This window comes from Streptodolium elevatio (genome assembly GCF_040649515.1).
GTDB classification, from domain to species: domain Bacteria; phylum Actinomycetota; class Actinomycetes; order Streptomycetales; family Streptomycetaceae; genus Yinghuangia; species Yinghuangia elevatio.
The window spans coordinates 1-14,634 of the sequence record NZ_JBEZFP010000192.1 but is presented as its reverse complement, the minus strand read 5'-3'; the positions used below and the strand labels follow the sequence as shown (position 1 = coordinate 14,634).

Below are 14,634 nucleotides of genomic sequence, written 5' to 3'. Positions count from 1 at the left end.
CGGTCCGACGCCTTGCCGCGCTTGCCGTCCTCGGCCGGGTCCTTGCGCTCGCGCTCCTGCCAGTCGTTGGCGGCCAGCTCACGGGACAGCGAGGCTCGCCCCGGCGCACGGCCTGTTCGGGCGGCGGCTGCGTCCGGTCCGGGGGGACCAGGCGGATCCAGCACGAGCCGTGCGTCGGGTCGTCCGCGTCGGGCAGCACCGGCTCCGCGTCGGCCAGGTCGCCGGTCTCCGTCAGCCGGGCCCTGGTGCGTTCGACCGCATCCACGGGACCGATCACGACGATGTCAAGCTGTTCGTCCACGGATGGTGCAACGACGAAGGTTGCTGTCAGGTTCTGCTGAATCTGAAACGGCATCCTCGTAAATCCATGCTCCACACGCATGTGGCTCGCCGGGCGCGCCAAGTCGCACGCGCGCGACGAATCGGCAGGCGGATGGCGAGTCGTAGGCGAACAGCGAGACGGATGCACATGCATCTTGGCTTCTGAGCGATGGGAAGGCTCGTCCGCGCTCGCTTGAATGAGACACATGGATACCTCGACCGCATCCCCGCGCCGCACCGGCCGCGACGCCCTCGACGCCGTGCTCATCACATCGACCGTGCTCATGGGTCTGATCGCGGGCGTCTACTACTGCTTCACGTGCGCGATCATGCCGGCGCTCGCGGATGCCGACGACCGCGTCTTCATCGACTTCCTCCAGCGGGTCAACGACACGATCGAGAACCCGGTGTTCTTCCTCAGCTTCCTCGGCGCGTTCCTGGTCCCGCTCGCCGCCGCGATCATGCAGCGGCGCCGCGGCGGCGGCCCGGTGGGGCGGTGGATCGTGACCGCCCTCGTGCTCTACACGCTCAGCATCGTCACCACCGTCGCGTTCAACATCCCGCTCAACGAGGACCTCTCCGACGCCGGAGCGCCGTCGGCGATAGCCGACCCGGCGGCCGTACGCGCCGACTTCGAGGACCCGTGGATCGCCTGGAACATCGTCCGCACGCTGCTGGCGACCGCGGCGATCGGCGCGATGTCGTATGCGATCCTGCTGCGCGGTCGCGCGCGTGCCGGGCACACCGACGGGGCCTGAGTTCAGTCCCGGGCAGGCACGACGGCGCGTATCGCCGGATCGAGCACCTGGGACGGGTCCCAGCCGTACGACTCGGCGTCGCCCTCGACGACCGCGGCGAGGAACGCCTGCTCGACCGTCCGCAGACTGTCCGTCAGTTCGTGGACGGGGTACGTCTCCACGAACCGGGCCGGCCCGCCGCCGACGACGACCATCACCACAAGCGGCAGGTGGCCCCGCGGCGGCAGCCCCGGGTCGACGTCACCGCCCCAGAACATCACCGGCGACTCGGTGCCGGGCCGCGCGAAGCGTCCCGCGCCGGCCAGCATCAGGAGCTCGGTGTGCGTCGTGGACGACTCGCCGTGGTAGTCGTACAGGTAGATCTCGAGGGCCCCATCGTGGTGGCGGGCCAGCGTGAAGCCCCCGGCCGCGCGGGCGGCCAGCAGTTCCAGCGGTGTCTTCTCCCGGTCGGCGCGGATCGCGGCGACCGCCGCCGGGTAGTCGGCGAGTTCGGTCAGGTCCCAGTCGGGGACTGATCCGTCGGCGCCCCACCCGGTGTACATCGCCCGCGGGTCGGCGATGGCGTCGAGACCGGGCAGCGGTGCCGCGAGCCAGGCGTCGAACCCGTCCCGTTCCATCGGGATTCGTGTTGCGAGCATGAACGAACGACCACCCACAGCGCGCCTCCGAAGTGCGGCAGGACCGGAACCGGGGCCAGCGTAGTTCCGTCGTCCGACAGCGGACACGCCGCTGTCGGCCCGGCCCGTTTCGACCCTGCCCGTTTCACGCCGGCACGTTTCGGCCGTGTCCGTGTCGGCCGCGTCCGTGTCCGCCGTGTCCGTCCGCGTGCCGGGGGCGCCGGACGGCGGGGACCGGACCCGGTCTCCCGGGTCCGGGTCCGGGTCGGTCAGTTCGTCCCCAGCTCACGTGTGGTGCCGCTGCCGATGTCGTGGAGTTTGTCGGGGTTGGCGACGTTGTGGACGGCGGTGATGCGGCCTTCGGCGTCGAAATCGAAGGTGACCGTGGCGATCACCCGGTCCGGACCGCTGAACACCATGCCGGGACCGCCGTTGATCTCCGCCAACTCGGCCTTCATGTCGGCGGGGTCGATGCCCTGGTAGGTGACCGTGCCGATCGCCGCGAACCAGCCGGCCACCGTCTCCGCACCGAAGATCGGACGCAGGGCCTGGCGTACCTTGCCGCCGCCGTCGGTCCACAAGGTGACGTCGGGGGACAGCAGCTCCATCAGGGCGTTGACGTCGCCGCCGGTCGCGGCGGCGAAGAAGCGCTCGGTGACCTCGCGTTGCCGCGACCGGTCGGCGGTGAAGCGGGGCCGCCGGGCGCGTACGTGCTCGCGAGCGCGGTGCGCGGCCTGGCGTACCGCGGCCTCGGAACGCTCGACCGCCTCGGCGATCTCGGCGTGGCCGAAACCGAACACCTCCTTCAGCACGAACACCGCGCGTTCCAGAGGGCTGAGCGTCTCCAGGACGACCAGCATGGCCATCGACACGGACTCGGCGCCGACGACGAGGTCGGCGGTGTCGGCAGTACCGGCGGCAACGACGGTGTCGCGGGCGGCGCTGGTCAGGACGGGCTCGGGAAGCCAGGGGCCGACATAGGTCTCCCGCTTGTGCCGGGTGGACCGCAGCCGTTCGAGGGCAAGGTTCGACACGATGCGCGTGAGGTACGCCTTGGGGTCGGCGACCCGGGTGCGGTCCGCGGCGGCCCACTTGATCCAGGCGTCCTGGACCGCGTCCTCGGCATCGGCGGCGGTGCCGAGGATGCGGTACGCCACGGAGAACAGCAGGTTGCGGTTGTCGTGGAAGACGTCGGCGTCCGTGGTCCCGGGGTTCGTCCCCGGGGTGGCCCCGTCGATGGTCCTGTTGCTGTTGCTGTTGCTGTTTCTGTTGTTGTCGGTCTCGTCGTTGGTGTCGGTGTCGGTGTCGGCGCCCTTGTCGGCGTCGCGCCGGGTCACCGCGTGCCCCGGATCCGCGTGAAGCGGCCGCCGTGCGGCCAGAACGCGCCCGAGGCGGGGATCTTCTTCATGCGGCCGAAAGTCGGCCATGGTGCGGCTGTCACCGTCTCCTTGTACCAGACGGCCTTTCGGCCGGTGAGGTACGCCCGCCGCGGGCTGTCGTCGGGGCGGGTGAACTGCACGACCGCGTCGTTGCGGCCCAGGCTCACCGGCGTGTGGTAGTACCCGAACCGGAACGGCTTGGGTTGCCTGCCCTTCAGCTCGCGCAGGATCGACATGGCGGCGTGCACCCCGGTCGGCATGCCGCCCTGGCAGGTGCCGTGCATGACGCCGTAGCCCTGGTGCACGGCCGCGGCGTCGCCCACCGCGTACACCGCGGGATGGGACGTGGAACGCAGCGCCGCGTCGGTGCGGATGCGCCCGCGCTCGTCGACGGCCAGACCCGCGGCGGCCGCCATCGGTGACACCCGAGTGCCGCCGGTCCACAGCACGACATCGGCCGCAATGCCCGCCCCGTCGGACAGTTCCACCACATCGGGCAGCACCTTGGCCACCTCGACGCCGCTCAGGACCCGGACGCCCAGGCGGTCGAGCGCCGAGCGCAAGTACGTCCGGGCCTTCGCGTTCATGGCCGCGCCCGGCTCGCCGCGGCCCAGCAGCACCACGTCCAGGTGCGGATGACGCTCGGCGATCTCCGCCGCCGATTCGACGCCGGTCAACCCGGTGCCCACGACGGCCACCGTGCCGCCGGCGGCCAGCCGGGCAAGCCGGTCGGCCAGCAGCTCGGCGTCGTGTGCGCCGCCGAGGGTGTACGCGTGATCCTCCACGCCGGGCACGGCCGACACGTCGGAGGCGGCACCGAGGGCGTAGACCAGGGTGTCGTACGGAAGGTTCAGCTCGTCGTCGACCCGAACGACCTTGGCGTCCGCGTCCAGCCCGGTCACCCAGCCGCGGACGAAGCGGGCCCCGGTGCCTTTCAGCAGGCTTCGGATGTCCAGCTCGGCGAGCGTCCGGCCGGTGGCCGCCATGTGCAGCCGCATCCGCTCGGTGAAGCGCTCGTCCGGGTTCACCAGGGTGACCTGCACGTCCTCGCGCTTCTTCGTCCGGGCCGCGAGCTGGACCGCCGCGGACATCCCCGCGTATCCCGCGCCCAGTACGACGATGCGGTGGGCGGTGGTGGCAGTGGATTCGTTCTGTGTGGTCATCGGTCCGCTCCTTTTGCGCCTGTGCTGCGCCTGTTCCGCGCTTGCTGATGACCACCAGATGGAAGTCGGCCCTCGATTCGTGACATGGGGCTGATGTGACCCGCGCCACAGGGTGTGCGGGGGAGGGGTGAGTGACGGCGGACGCGCGTCACCGGCGGGTCCGAATGCGGGTGAAGTGCGGTGTCTCGGGTAGCCGCCGGACGAAGATCGGCCGACGGGTGGAGGGAGATGTGCGATGAACACCGCGAAAATCGCGTACAAGCCGGTGGGTCTGCTGGCGGGGGCGCTGAGCGGGATGGCCGCGGGGGCCGTGTTCAAGCAAGTCTGGAAGGTTCTCGGCCACGAGAAGGACGCGCCTGACGCCACCGACGAGGACCGCCGGTGGCGCGAGGTGCTCCTTGCGGCGGCTCTGCAGGGCGCCATATTCGCGGCTGTGAAGGCGGCCACCGACCGGGGCGGCGCGACAGCGGTGCGCCGGATGACGGGTACCTGGCCCGGCTGACGGCTGACGGCTGACAGGTCTGGCTGTCGGCCGGGAAGGCCTGTTGGCCGGCAGCGGCCGGTGACGGCAGGGCGCTGCCCGCGGGAACCGCGGGCAGCGCTGCCCGTCCATATCCGGTGAGGACCCGACGGCGACCGGTCGGCACGCGTTCTACAGCGAAGGTACGACCCGTTGTCTGCACCAAGGCCGGAACGGTCGGTCCGGCCGGTTGTCCCGGGTACCTCTGCAACGCCGCTACCCGGTGCCGGCGGAGCCACTCGGGAAACAGCCGTACGAACTCGGGCCGACGCACATCGGACCGGCTGACATGCATCGGAAGCTGGGGCGGGAGACGTACGCGCCGGACGTAACTACCCGAAGGCAGGCAGGACTTCGGGCCGGTAGAAGTCGAAGAACCCTTCCTGCTGGGGGCCGAGCCGGCCGACGTAGAACTCGTCGACGCCCGCTTCCGCGTACTCCCGTACCGCCGACCGGTGTTCCGCCGGGTCGTCGCCGCACGGCACGTTGCGCCCACCATCTCCTCGGTTACCGACTCCGCAGCCTGCTCGGAGTGTCGAGGCGTCGGAGGGATTCTGACCCAATTCCCCAGGCAGCTGCTCGTCGGGCCACAGACGGTGCACGGTCTTGACCGCCGCCGCACCGAAACGTCGCCGGGGGGCGGGCGGCGCTGCTGTGGCTGCCGTTGCCGCCGAGGATTGGCGTGGTTGCGGTGAACGGGAGTCGGATGCGTATCGGATCGGCCCGGGCGGGTAGCGGCGCTCCGCGGGGAGGTGAGGAAGTCCAGGGCTCGAGGAGCCGCAGGCTCACGGATGGAGGCACACGTATGACGAGCCACGACCAGCGCGAGAGGGCACGGGAGCGGTACGGGCGCGGGGACATCCGTACCGGCAACGCGGGCCACAGCTCGGCCGCCTGGATCGGGGTGGCCGTGATCCTGGCGGGTTGCGTCGTCGCCGCGGTGGCACTGCCGCTGGCCGAACCGTGGCTGTTCTGGACCGGTGTCGGGGTGGCGGCGGTTGGCGCCGTGCTAGGCAAGGTCCTGTCGATGTTCGGGTTCGGGGTCCCGCCCGGCTACCACCAGGAGGGCGACGTCGAACTGCGCGACCAGTACGTGGACGGGGGCGGCGCCCGGCAGTGGACCGCCGACGGCGCAGGCGCTCATGAAGGCGTCCACGAAGCCGCACGCCGACGCAGCTGAGGTGCTGCGGTTGGCGTGCTGCCAGGGGTGCGGCCGGCGCCGCCGGGTCGATTGCCGTGCGTATGTCGCGCCGAAGCTGAAGAGCTGAAATGGCCGAAAAGGGTCAAAAGGCCGAAGGGCCGAGAGGCCGAAGTTGAAGTTGCAGTTGAAGTTGAAGTTGAAGTTGAAGGAGCGTCGTGCCGGTCCGGATCGGGGTCGAGGAAGAGTTCCACATCGTGGACCTGTCCACCGGAATGCCGGTCTCCGCGGCGTCCGGCCTGCTGGAACGCCTGCCGGACCGGACGTTCGTCCGGGAACTCCAGCAGTCCGTCGTGGAGACGAACAGCCGCGTGCACGACACGCTCGACTCGCTCCGCACCGACCTGGCGAGCACCCGGCTGCTGCTGGCGGAGACCGCGGCGCCGCTGGGCCTCGGCGTCATGGCCGCGGGCGCCCCGCCGCAGACCCGGACCGGCACGCTGGACGCAACCCCCACATCGCGCTACGCCCGGATGATGGAGGAGTACGCGGCTGTCGCGGACGAGCAACTGATCTGCGCGGCACAGGTGCACGTGGACGTGCCCGACCGGGATACCGGCGTCCAGGCCATGGCCCGGCTTGCCCCCTGGGTGCCGGTGCTGCTCGCCCTGTCCGCGAGTTCGCCGTTCTGGCTGGGCGCTGACACCGGGTACGCGAGCTGGCGCAACCTGGTCATGCAGCGGTGGCCCACCTCCGGACCGCCGGGGGCGTACGCCTCGGCCGCGGAGTACGAAGCCATGGTCGACGAGCTGATACAGGCGAAGGTGATCGCCGATTCGGGCATGGTCTACTTCGACCTCCGCCTGTCGGCCCACCAGGACACACTGGAACTGCGCGTGTGCGATGCGTGCCCCCGGGTGGACACGGTGGTGATGATCGCCGGGCTCTTCCGCGCCATGGTCGTCGACGCGTGCGAGGCAGTGCGGGATGGCGGTACCGCCCCCGGTGAGAGTGCGGCGCCGACCGTTCAGGCGGTGCGCCCCGAGTGGCTGCGCGCCGCCACATGGCGTGCGGCTCGTTCCGGTCTGCGCGGTGACCTGCTGAATCCCGTCGACCGGAGGGCGGCGCCGGCGGCCCAGGTCGTACGCACTCTGCTGGAGCGTTTCCGCGGCGCCCTGGAGGCGGCCGGCGACTGGGCGACTGTTGCGGACCTCGTCGACCGCGAGCTTGCGGGTGGTGGTGCGGCGCACCGGCTGCGCGCCGTCGCGGACGACACGGGGCTCGACGACGTCGTGGACCTGCTGGTCGCGGAGACCCAGGGCGCGCGCTGACGCCGGGTTGCGCGCCGTGGTCGCCAAACCGCGCCGCGCAGGGATGGTGCGATCGCGTATCAGCGCGCACAACGCGGGTATCCGCCCGATCGGAAACAACGACGTAGACGACAGATGGAGGCCCGTCATGGCGGGACGTACGATGCCGAAATCGCAAACGGCACCGCCCGGTGTCACCAGGGTGATGTGGTACCGGGGGCTCCCGGTGAACCGCCGCGCCGACGACAACGCCGAGGCCGACCGCCTGCTCGGCATCTACCTGGGCGACCACTTCGCCGGAGCTACCGGCGGCCTGGCCCTCGCCCGCCGGATCGCCGACGTCCACAAGAACGAGGCCTACGGACCTCCGCTGTCCGCGTTCGCCCAGGAGATCGCGGAGGACCGCGAGACCCTGCGGCGCATGATGATCGACCTCGGCTTCTCCCTGCCGCAGGCGAAATCCGCGTTCGCCTGGGTCGCCGAGCGAGCGGGGCGACTCAAGCCGAACGGCCGTCTCATGAGCCGCTCCCCGCTGAGTGCCGTCGTCGAACTCGAGGCCATGCGCGCCGGAGTCGAGACGAAGGCGGCGTGCTGGCGCACCCTGCGCGCGGTGGCCGAGCACGACGACCGGCTGTCCGAGGCCGAACTGCACCGCCTCGTCGATCGTGCCGAGGACCAGGCCAAGCGCCTTGAGGAGATGCGGCTTGGCATGCTGACGCCCACGTTCCGCCCGGACGCGCCGGAAGTACGGGACGCGGAGGCAGCGGAGGAAGGCGAGGCTCAATGGGAGAGCAAGCCGGGGGAGCCGGCCCACAGCCGTAGGACGGGTGAGTGACGGGTAAGTGACGGGTGAGCCACGGAAGGCATCGAGGAGTTCGGGTGTCTGATGGCTGCTCGGACTCGACTCCGCGGCAGCGCCCGCTGTGCGGGAGCCCTTCGTCCCCCTGGGCCCCACGTCACCAAGCGATTCGCCGCGGACACCGACTACGTTGACGCGCGGAAGATCGCGGAGTTATCGCACGGGTTTGCCGGTGATCACACACCGGCAACCGAACGGGGCTGCGGCAACCGAACGGGGCTGCGGCGGGTGAACGTGGGCTAAGGCGACAGCAGCGATGACGGCGGCGGCAACCGCCGCAGGCATGGGGAGCGGGGAGCGGGGAACGAGTCGGACGAGTGGGAGGCGTCCCGCCTGCCCGTGCCGCCGTTCGATCCCGAACTCGGCGTCGCGCTGCGGGCCTTGTCGTTGTCGGGCGACGGCCCGCGCGAGTCGCTGACCCTGGACAACCTGGCCGAGTGGCAGGAGCGGGACGGCACGAGCCGGCCCCGGCCCACCGCGGCGGATCTGCGGGGCGACGGCCGGTACGAGGTCGCCGAGTTGCGCGTTCCCGGCCCGCCGGGCGCACCCGACGTCACGCTTGTGATCGTACGGCCGTCCGCGGCGGTCGGACCGCTGCCGCTGCTCTACTACATGCACGGCGGGGCCATGGTCATGGGCAACGCGTGGTCGGTGCTGCCGCGGATCGTCCGGGAGTGGGCCCTTCCGCTGCAATTCGCCGTCATCTCCGTCGAATACCGTCTGGTGCCGCAAGTCCGGTATCCGGCCCCGCTGGACGACTGCCACGCGGGACTCGTCTGGGTGGTGCGGCACGCGGACGAACTGGGCGTCGATCCGCTCGGTGATGTCCGGAATGCCGACGACCCGCCGCCCTCCGCGGTACCCGGCAGGGCCGCCGACCTGTCCGGGGTGCCTCCCGCGTACATCGACGTCGGCTCGGCCGAGATGTTCCGGGACGAGGACGTGGCGTACGCGAACGCGATCTGGCAGGCAGGCGGGCAGGCGGAACTGCACGTGTGGTCGGGCGGCTGCCACGGCTTCGACGGCATTGCGCCGGTGGCGGCGATCAGCCGGGACGCCCGCACGCGCCTGCTCCGGCGCCTGCTCCTCCTCGACTGATCAGGAAGCCAGCAGCGCGTCGATGGCAGCGAGTTCGTCGTCCGCGAAGTCGAGGTTGCGGCGGGCGGCGAGGTTCTCCTCCAACTGCGCGACGCTGCTCGCACCGATGAGCGCGGACGTCATCCGCGGGTCGCGCAGCACCCAGGCGACGGCCATCTGCGCGAGCGTCTGGCCGCGCTTGGCGGCGAGGTCGTTCAACGCCCGCAGCTTTGCGCGCAGTTCCTCCGTGACGCGGTCCGAGGAGAGCGAGTACCCCTGCGTCGCGCGAGACCCCTCCGGGATGCCCTCCAGATAGCGGCCGGTGAGCAGGCCTTGCGCGAGCGGCGAGAAGCTGATGCACCCGACGCCTTCGTCGCCCAGCACGTCGATCAGGTCGGGCTCGATCCAGCGGTTCAGCATCGAGTACGCCGGCTGGTGGATGAGCAGCGGCGTGCCGAGGTCCCGCAGGATGCGCACCGCCTCGCGGGTCTGCTCGGCCGTGTACGAGGAGATCCCGACGTACAGCGCCTTGCCCTGGCGGACGGCGCGGTCGAGCGCGCCCATCGTCTCGTCGAGCGGCGTGTCGGGGTCGGGGCGGTGCGAGTAGAAGATGTCGACGTACTCGAGGCCCATGCGGCGCAGACTCTGGTCGAGGCTCGCGGTGAGGTACTTGCGGGAGCCGAGGTCGCCGTACGGGCCCGGCCACATGTCCCAGCCCGCCTTGGTGGAGATCACCAGTTCGTCGCGCAGGCCGTGGAAGTCCTCGCGCAGGATGCGGCCGAAGTTGGTCTCCGCCGAGCCGTACGGCTTGCCGTAGTTGTTGGCGAGGTCGAAGTGCGTGACACCGAGGTCGAAGGCACGGCGCAGGATCGCCCGGGAGTTGGCGAGCGGCTTCTCGTCGCCGAAGTTCTGCCACAGGCCGAGGCTGATCTCGGGCAGCTTGAGGCCGCTGCGCCCGGTGCGGCGGTACGCCATCTTGTGGTAGCGGTCGTCGGCGAAGCCGGTCATGAAGCACATCCTCCTGGTCGGGATCCCAACGTATCCGGCGCGGAGCGCGCGGCCGCCGCAGGTCAGGTGGCCGTGTTGGGGGTGTCGGGGGTGTCGGCGGTGTAGACGCCCGCGAGCGTGGCGGCGAGGGCCGCGTCTGCCGCGCGGTCGGCGCTCGCCTCGTCGAGGGGGTCGCCGCTGGCGAGGAGACGGTAGTAGAGGGGAGCCGAGACGGCGCGGATCACCTCGCGGCCGTCGGTGTTCGCCGGGATCTCCCCGCGTGCGACGGCCTGGTCGACGCACCCCGCCCACTCGGTGATGCGCGTCGCGTAGAAGCGGCGCAGCGCCTCGGCCGTGCGTTCGTCGCAGGTCGCGGCCGCGATCACGGCTTTGAACAGCGGCCCTTGCCGGGGGTCGGTCAGGGTGCGCACCACGAGGCGGGCGTTCTCGCGCAGGTCGCCGCGCAGCGTACCGGTGGCGCTGCGGGAGACGGACTGCTCGGCCATGTCGGCGAGCAGGTCGGCGACGAGGCCGGTGGTCGTGGACCAGCGCCGGTACACCGTGGTCTTGCCGACCTCGGCGCGCCGTGCGACGTCGGCCAGGTCGAGGCGTTCGAAGCCGTGTTCGGCAAGAGCGTCGCCCGCGGCGCGCAGCACGGCCTCGCGTACGCGCGCGGTACGTCCGCCGGGGCGAGTGGTGCCCGGCTCGACGTCGGAAGTCATAACGGGACTCCTGTTCCATTAGGTCGCTCGATGGTGTTACGGTGATCCTACCTTAACGGGACGCCAAGCCCGTTAAGGGCTCTAGTTCGCTTGGTGCTTGGTGCTTGGTGCTTGGTGCCAGTGCCAGTGCCAGTGCCTGGCCGCTTGCGCGGCCGGGTGCATTCGACTCGGATCCCGGCACCCCGACTTCCGACCTGCCCGAATGGGAGATCTCGCCATGTCCACAACGTCCACACACACCAGCCCCCAGGCCGCGGCGACGCCTGCGGCGGCTTCCGCGCCCATTGGGGCTGGGGTACCGGAGCTACCCGGCTCGCCAGGAACATCCGGGTCGCCGGGAACACCCGGGCCGCCCGGGGCGGTCCGCATGACGGGGCGTCAGAAGCTCGTGCTGACCCTGCTGCTGGGCGCCCAGTTCATGGTCGCCGTCGACTTCTCGATTCTGAACGTTGCACTGCCTGCTGTCGGAGAGGGCCTGGGCTTCTCGCTCGCCAATCTGCAGTGGATCGCCACCTCGTTCGCCCTCGCGGCGGCCGGCTTCACGCTCTTGTTCGGCCGCATCGCCGATCTCGTCGGACGCAAGCGCCTGTTCATCGGCGGCATGGCCGTCCTCGGACTCTCCTCGGCGCTCGGCGGACTCGCCACGTCGCCCGAGGTCCTGCTCGTCGCGCGTGTTCTGCAAGGTCTCGCCACCGCGGCCGTGACTCCGGCCGGATTGGCGCTGTTGACCACGGCGTTCAAGGAAGGGCCGCTGCGCGAGCGGGCACTCGGCCTCAACGGAGCCCTCATGTCCGCGGGGTTCACCGCGGGCGCGATCCTGGGCGGGTTGTTGTCCGACCTGCTGTCGTGGCGCTGGGCGTTCTTCATCAACGTTCCGGTCGCGGCGCTGATCGTGGCCCTCGCGCCGTCCGTCATCACCGACTCCCGTCCGGCGCGGCGGCCCAAGCTCGACATACCCGGCGCCATCACCGTTACCGGCGGACTACTCCTGCTGGTGTTCGGACTTACGCAAGCTGGCGAGCACGGTTGGACGACGCCGACCACCCTGGTTTCGCTGGTCGTCGGCCTCGCGCTGCTGGTCGGCTTCTGGTTCGTCGAGGACCGGGCCACGGAGCCGCTGGTGCCGACGCGTGTGCTGAAGCGCCGCAACGTGATCTGGGGCAACTGGGCGGGGCTGGTCGCCTTCGTGACCGAGACGTCCCTCGTGTTCCTGCTGACGCTCTACCTCCAGGAAGTTCTGGGCTACTCCCCGCTCGCCACCGGTCTCGCGTTCGGTGTCCTGGGGATCGGGACGGTGCTGGGCGGCACGCTCGGCGGCCGTGCGGTCGGGCGGTTCGGCAACCGGGCGACGATCGTCGGCGGCGGCGTGGTGCAGGCCGTGGCCACGCTTGCCCTCGTGGCGCTCGGGACGTCGGGCGCGTGGATCTGGCTGCTGCTGGTTGCCACGTTCGTCGGCGGTGTCGGCAACATGCTCGTGATCGTGGGCTTCATGGTCACCGCGACCTCCGGACTCCCGGACGACGAACAGGGGTTGGCCACCGGGCTCGCCACCATGACGCAGCAGGTCGGCATCACGCTCGGCATCCCGGTGATGAGTGCGATCGCCACGGCGGCGATGGGGGCGCGTACCGGTGCGGACGCTGTTCTGTCGGGCGTCACGACGGCGATCCTGGTCAACGCGGTGCTGGTGCTCGTGGGGGCGGTGCTGGCCGGGCTGTTCCTCGGCGGGCGGGGTACCGGGCGGGGTGCTGCGGGCAGTGCGGCGCGTGACGGTGCGAGCGGCGTCGGCGGCGGTGTCGACGGCGGTGCCGGGCGTGATGGTGCGAGCGGTGTCGGCGGCGGTGTCGACGGTGGTGCCGGGCATGACGGCGGCAGGGTCGGCGAGCCGATCGCGTGACGGCGGCTTGCGTGGCTGGAGGCGATGGGGTGGGCGGGTCGGCGGACCCCCACCCCATCGCGCCGGCGTCAGTTCAACTTCTTTGTCATGCCGGTTGCTTCATGTGACCTGCCTGTCTTTGGTCCCTGTCGGGCTCTGTCTTGGTCCCAGCCTCGGACCGTCGGTGACGGAAGGAAATCTTGTGATGCCGTACAACGTCTCCTGGGAGTCGGCCGTGATCCCCGCCGGCGACCACGAAGTCCCTGCCCGCGTCTACCGGTCCGGTTCCGGCGCGGCAGGCCCGGTCGGCGTGGCGGGCTCGAGTGCGCCGGGTGTCCTGGTCTGGGCCCATGGCGGCAGTTGGCACTCCGGTGCGGTGGCCGAGTGGCATCCCGCGCTTGCGCACCTCGCGTCGCTCACCGGTGCGACCGTGGTCGGCGTCGACTACCGCCTCGCTCCGGCGCATCCGCATCCCGCGCCTCTGGCGGACGTGTTGGCGGCAGTGGCATGGGCCGACGAACGAGCGGGCGGCGCCCCGGTCGTGGTCGGCGGCGACAGCGCGGGGGCCACGCTCGCCGCTTCCGCGGCGCTGGTACGCCGGGACGCGGGTTTGCCGCTGGCTGGGCAGGTGCTCGCGTACCCGCCGATCGACCCGGCGTGCAGGGCGGCGTCGTACCACCGCGACCCGGGGGCGTTTCCGCGGCGTACGGACTTGGCGGCGGCGTGGCGCGCGTACCGCGGAGGCCGGGGGACCGGCGGCGGTCCGGGGCGCGGGGGCGCGGGCTACAGCACCCCGGCGGAGGCGACGGACGTTGCGGGTGTGGCGCCCGCCGTTCTTGTCGTCGGTGCGCTGGACCCGGTTGTCGACGACGTACGGGCGTACGCGCATGCGCTTGTGGCCGCCGGTGTGTCGGTGACCCTGCACGAATTGCCTGGTGTCGGGCACGGTGCGTTCCTCGGCTCGCCGGAGTTCCGGCGACGGGTGGGTGTGGCCTACGAGGAAATTCGCGATGTCCGGCAGTTCGATGGGAGTGCACGATGAACCACTATTCATCGCTCCTGCGTCACTTCGCCGATCTGCGCGACGGTACGCACGGGCAGGAGCCTGGTGCTGTTGAGCGGACGAGGCGGGGGAAAGAGCGCTTGTTCTCGGATGCGGTGCGGCTGATCGACCCTTATGCGCGGCTGGCCTTGGCGGAAATGAACAGCGAACTGCTTCTTGGAACGGGGGAGATCACCGCGACGGGGGTCCGGCGGGTGATGGGGGGCCGGGGCGGGGGTGAGATTGGTGGCGGAGGTGGGAGCGGTGGTGCGGTTGGCGGAGTGGAGGCGCGGTGGGAACTCGGCTGGCCTGAGCAGCGTGCGGCAGGGCTTGCGCCGGTCCTGCTGCATGCCGTGTACGGGGCCGGGTTCCACCACCCGCACCTACAGGGCGGGACCGTCGGGCAGTGGCCGCTGAATGTTTTCACGGAGGAGCAGGCAGCTGCCGAACTGCCGGTCCTGCGCGGGATTGCTGCTGCGGAGTTGCACAATCTGGTGTTCATGCGGGATTACCGGATTGTGCCGGGGGTTGTGGGTGAGGGAGTGGGGTAGGGCCTGGGGGCGGGGTTGGGGCCGGGGTCGGCTGACCCATGGTTTCGGGTTCGGTGCACGCCTGATTTCGGGGTCGGTTAACGCCTGGTTTCGGGGGTGGTGAACCCCTGGTCTCGGGGTGGCTGACGCCTTGTCCCGGGGTTGGTCAGGTCTTGGCCGGGGTGGGCGCTTTTGTTCGAGTGCGGCCGTAGCACCCATTTTCGTGACTGCGCTCGTTCCTCGCTCCGTCACGAAAATGTGCACTCCGACCGCTGACTTTCCTTCACCTGCGTTCGCTGGCGCTCCCTCCGGCGCAGGAAAGTCTGACTGGCGGC

15 protein-coding genes are annotated in these 14,634 nt (G+C 70.8%); 9 read left to right on the top strand and 6 right to left on the bottom strand.

From position 1 onward, the window contains the following. Window positions 1-527 precede the first annotated feature (527 nt). Window positions 528-1,079: an anthrone oxygenase family protein gene (locus AB0C36_RS40150; RefSeq protein ID WP_358363945.1), complete on the top strand. Its 552-nt coding sequence runs from the start codon at window positions 528-530 to the stop codon at window positions 1,077-1,079. A 2-nt stretch (window positions 1,080-1,081) separates the two neighbouring features. Here AB0C36_RS40150 and AB0C36_RS40145 read toward each other — a convergent pair whose 3' ends face one another. The 3 genes from AB0C36_RS40145 to AB0C36_RS40135 form a co-directional block, all read right to left on the bottom strand. Then, a complete protein-coding gene (locus tag AB0C36_RS40145) occupies window positions 1,082-1,717 on the bottom strand; it encodes a hypothetical protein (RefSeq protein WP_358363942.1) in 636 nt (211 codons plus the stop codon). Between the two features lie 248 nt (window positions 1,718-1,965). Continuing rightward, window positions 1,966-2,934: an RNA polymerase sigma-70 factor gene (locus AB0C36_RS40140; RefSeq protein ID WP_358363947.1), complete on the bottom strand. Its 969-nt coding sequence runs from the start codon at window positions 2,932-2,934 to the stop codon at window positions 1,966-1,968. Window positions 2,935-3,029: 95 nt separating this feature from the next. Next, complete coding sequence (locus tag AB0C36_RS40135) at window positions 3,030-4,238, bottom strand: NAD(P)/FAD-dependent oxidoreductase (RefSeq protein ID WP_358363940.1); 1,209 nt, start codon at window positions 4,236-4,238, stop codon at window positions 3,030-3,032. A 235-nt stretch (window positions 4,239-4,473) separates the two neighbouring features. On the opposite strand from AB0C36_RS40135, the gene AB0C36_RS40130 reads away from it, so the two are divergent. Beyond that, window positions 4,474-4,740 carry a DUF4235 domain-containing protein gene (locus tag AB0C36_RS40130; protein ID WP_358363938.1) on the top strand — a complete coding sequence of 89 codons (267 nt, stop codon included), beginning with the start codon at window positions 4,474-4,476 and terminating at the stop codon, window positions 4,738-4,740. Window positions 4,741-5,090: 350 nt separating this feature from the next. Here AB0C36_RS40130 and AB0C36_RS40125 read toward each other — a convergent pair whose 3' ends face one another. Beyond that, window positions 5,091-5,243 carry a hypothetical protein gene (locus AB0C36_RS40125; protein ID WP_358363936.1) on the bottom strand — a complete coding sequence of 51 codons (153 nt, stop codon included), beginning with the start codon at window positions 5,241-5,243 and terminating at the stop codon, window positions 5,091-5,093. Window positions 5,244-5,563: 320 nt separating this feature from the next. Between AB0C36_RS40125 and AB0C36_RS40120 the strand changes: the two genes are divergently transcribed. From AB0C36_RS40120 to AB0C36_RS40105, 4 genes are all read left to right on the top strand, one after another. Then, window positions 5,564-5,938 (top strand): HGxxPAAW family protein, encoded by a 375-nt coding sequence (locus AB0C36_RS40120; protein WP_358363935.1) that lies wholly within the window; start codon window positions 5,564-5,566, stop codon window positions 5,936-5,938. Between the two features lie 176 nt (window positions 5,939-6,114). Further along, window positions 6,115-7,227, top strand: coding sequence for a carboxylate-amine ligase (locus AB0C36_RS40115; RefSeq protein ID WP_358363933.1), 1,113 nt, complete (start codon window positions 6,115-6,117; stop codon window positions 7,225-7,227). Window positions 7,228-7,354: 127 nt separating this feature from the next. Further along, a complete protein-coding gene (locus AB0C36_RS40110) occupies window positions 7,355-8,041 on the top strand; it encodes a hypothetical protein (protein ID WP_358363932.1) in 687 nt (228 codons plus the stop codon). Window positions 8,042-8,404: 363 nt separating this feature from the next. Further along, window positions 8,405-9,163 (top strand): alpha/beta hydrolase, encoded by a 759-nt coding sequence (locus AB0C36_RS40105; protein WP_358363930.1) that lies wholly within the window; start codon window positions 8,405-8,407, stop codon window positions 9,161-9,163. On the opposite strand, the gene mgrA is transcribed toward AB0C36_RS40105, so the two are convergent. After that, the gene (mgrA, locus tag AB0C36_RS40100; protein ID WP_358363929.1) at window positions 9,164-10,150 is read right to left on the bottom strand and encodes an L-glyceraldehyde 3-phosphate reductase; all 987 of its coding nucleotides are present in this window, start codon (window positions 10,148-10,150) and stop codon (window positions 9,164-9,166) included. A gap of 62 nt (window positions 10,151-10,212) precedes the next feature. Beyond that, window positions 10,213-10,851: a TetR/AcrR family transcriptional regulator gene (locus AB0C36_RS40095; protein ID WP_358363927.1), complete on the bottom strand. Its 639-nt coding sequence runs from the start codon at window positions 10,849-10,851 to the stop codon at window positions 10,213-10,215. 367 nt (window positions 10,852-11,218) lie between these two features. Between AB0C36_RS40095 and AB0C36_RS40090 the strand changes: the two genes are divergently transcribed. The 3 genes from AB0C36_RS40090 (at window position 11,219) to AB0C36_RS40080 (ending at window position 14,320) form a co-directional block, all read left to right on the top strand. Then, window positions 11,219-12,748 (top strand): MFS transporter, encoded by a 1,530-nt coding sequence (locus AB0C36_RS40090; protein WP_358363926.1) that lies wholly within the window; start codon window positions 11,219-11,221, stop codon window positions 12,746-12,748. A 184-nt stretch (window positions 12,749-12,932) separates the two neighbouring features. Beyond that, window positions 12,933-13,769, top strand: a complete 837-nt coding sequence (locus AB0C36_RS40085; RefSeq protein WP_358363924.1) for an alpha/beta hydrolase fold domain-containing protein — start codon at window positions 12,933-12,935, stop codon at window positions 13,767-13,769. Then, complete coding sequence (locus AB0C36_RS40080; RefSeq protein WP_358363923.1) at window positions 13,766-14,320, top strand: hypothetical protein; 555 nt, start codon at window positions 13,766-13,768, stop codon at window positions 14,318-14,320. Before AB0C36_RS40085 ends, AB0C36_RS40080 begins: the two co-directional genes overlap by 4 nt. Window positions 14,321-14,634 lie beyond the last annotated feature (314 nt).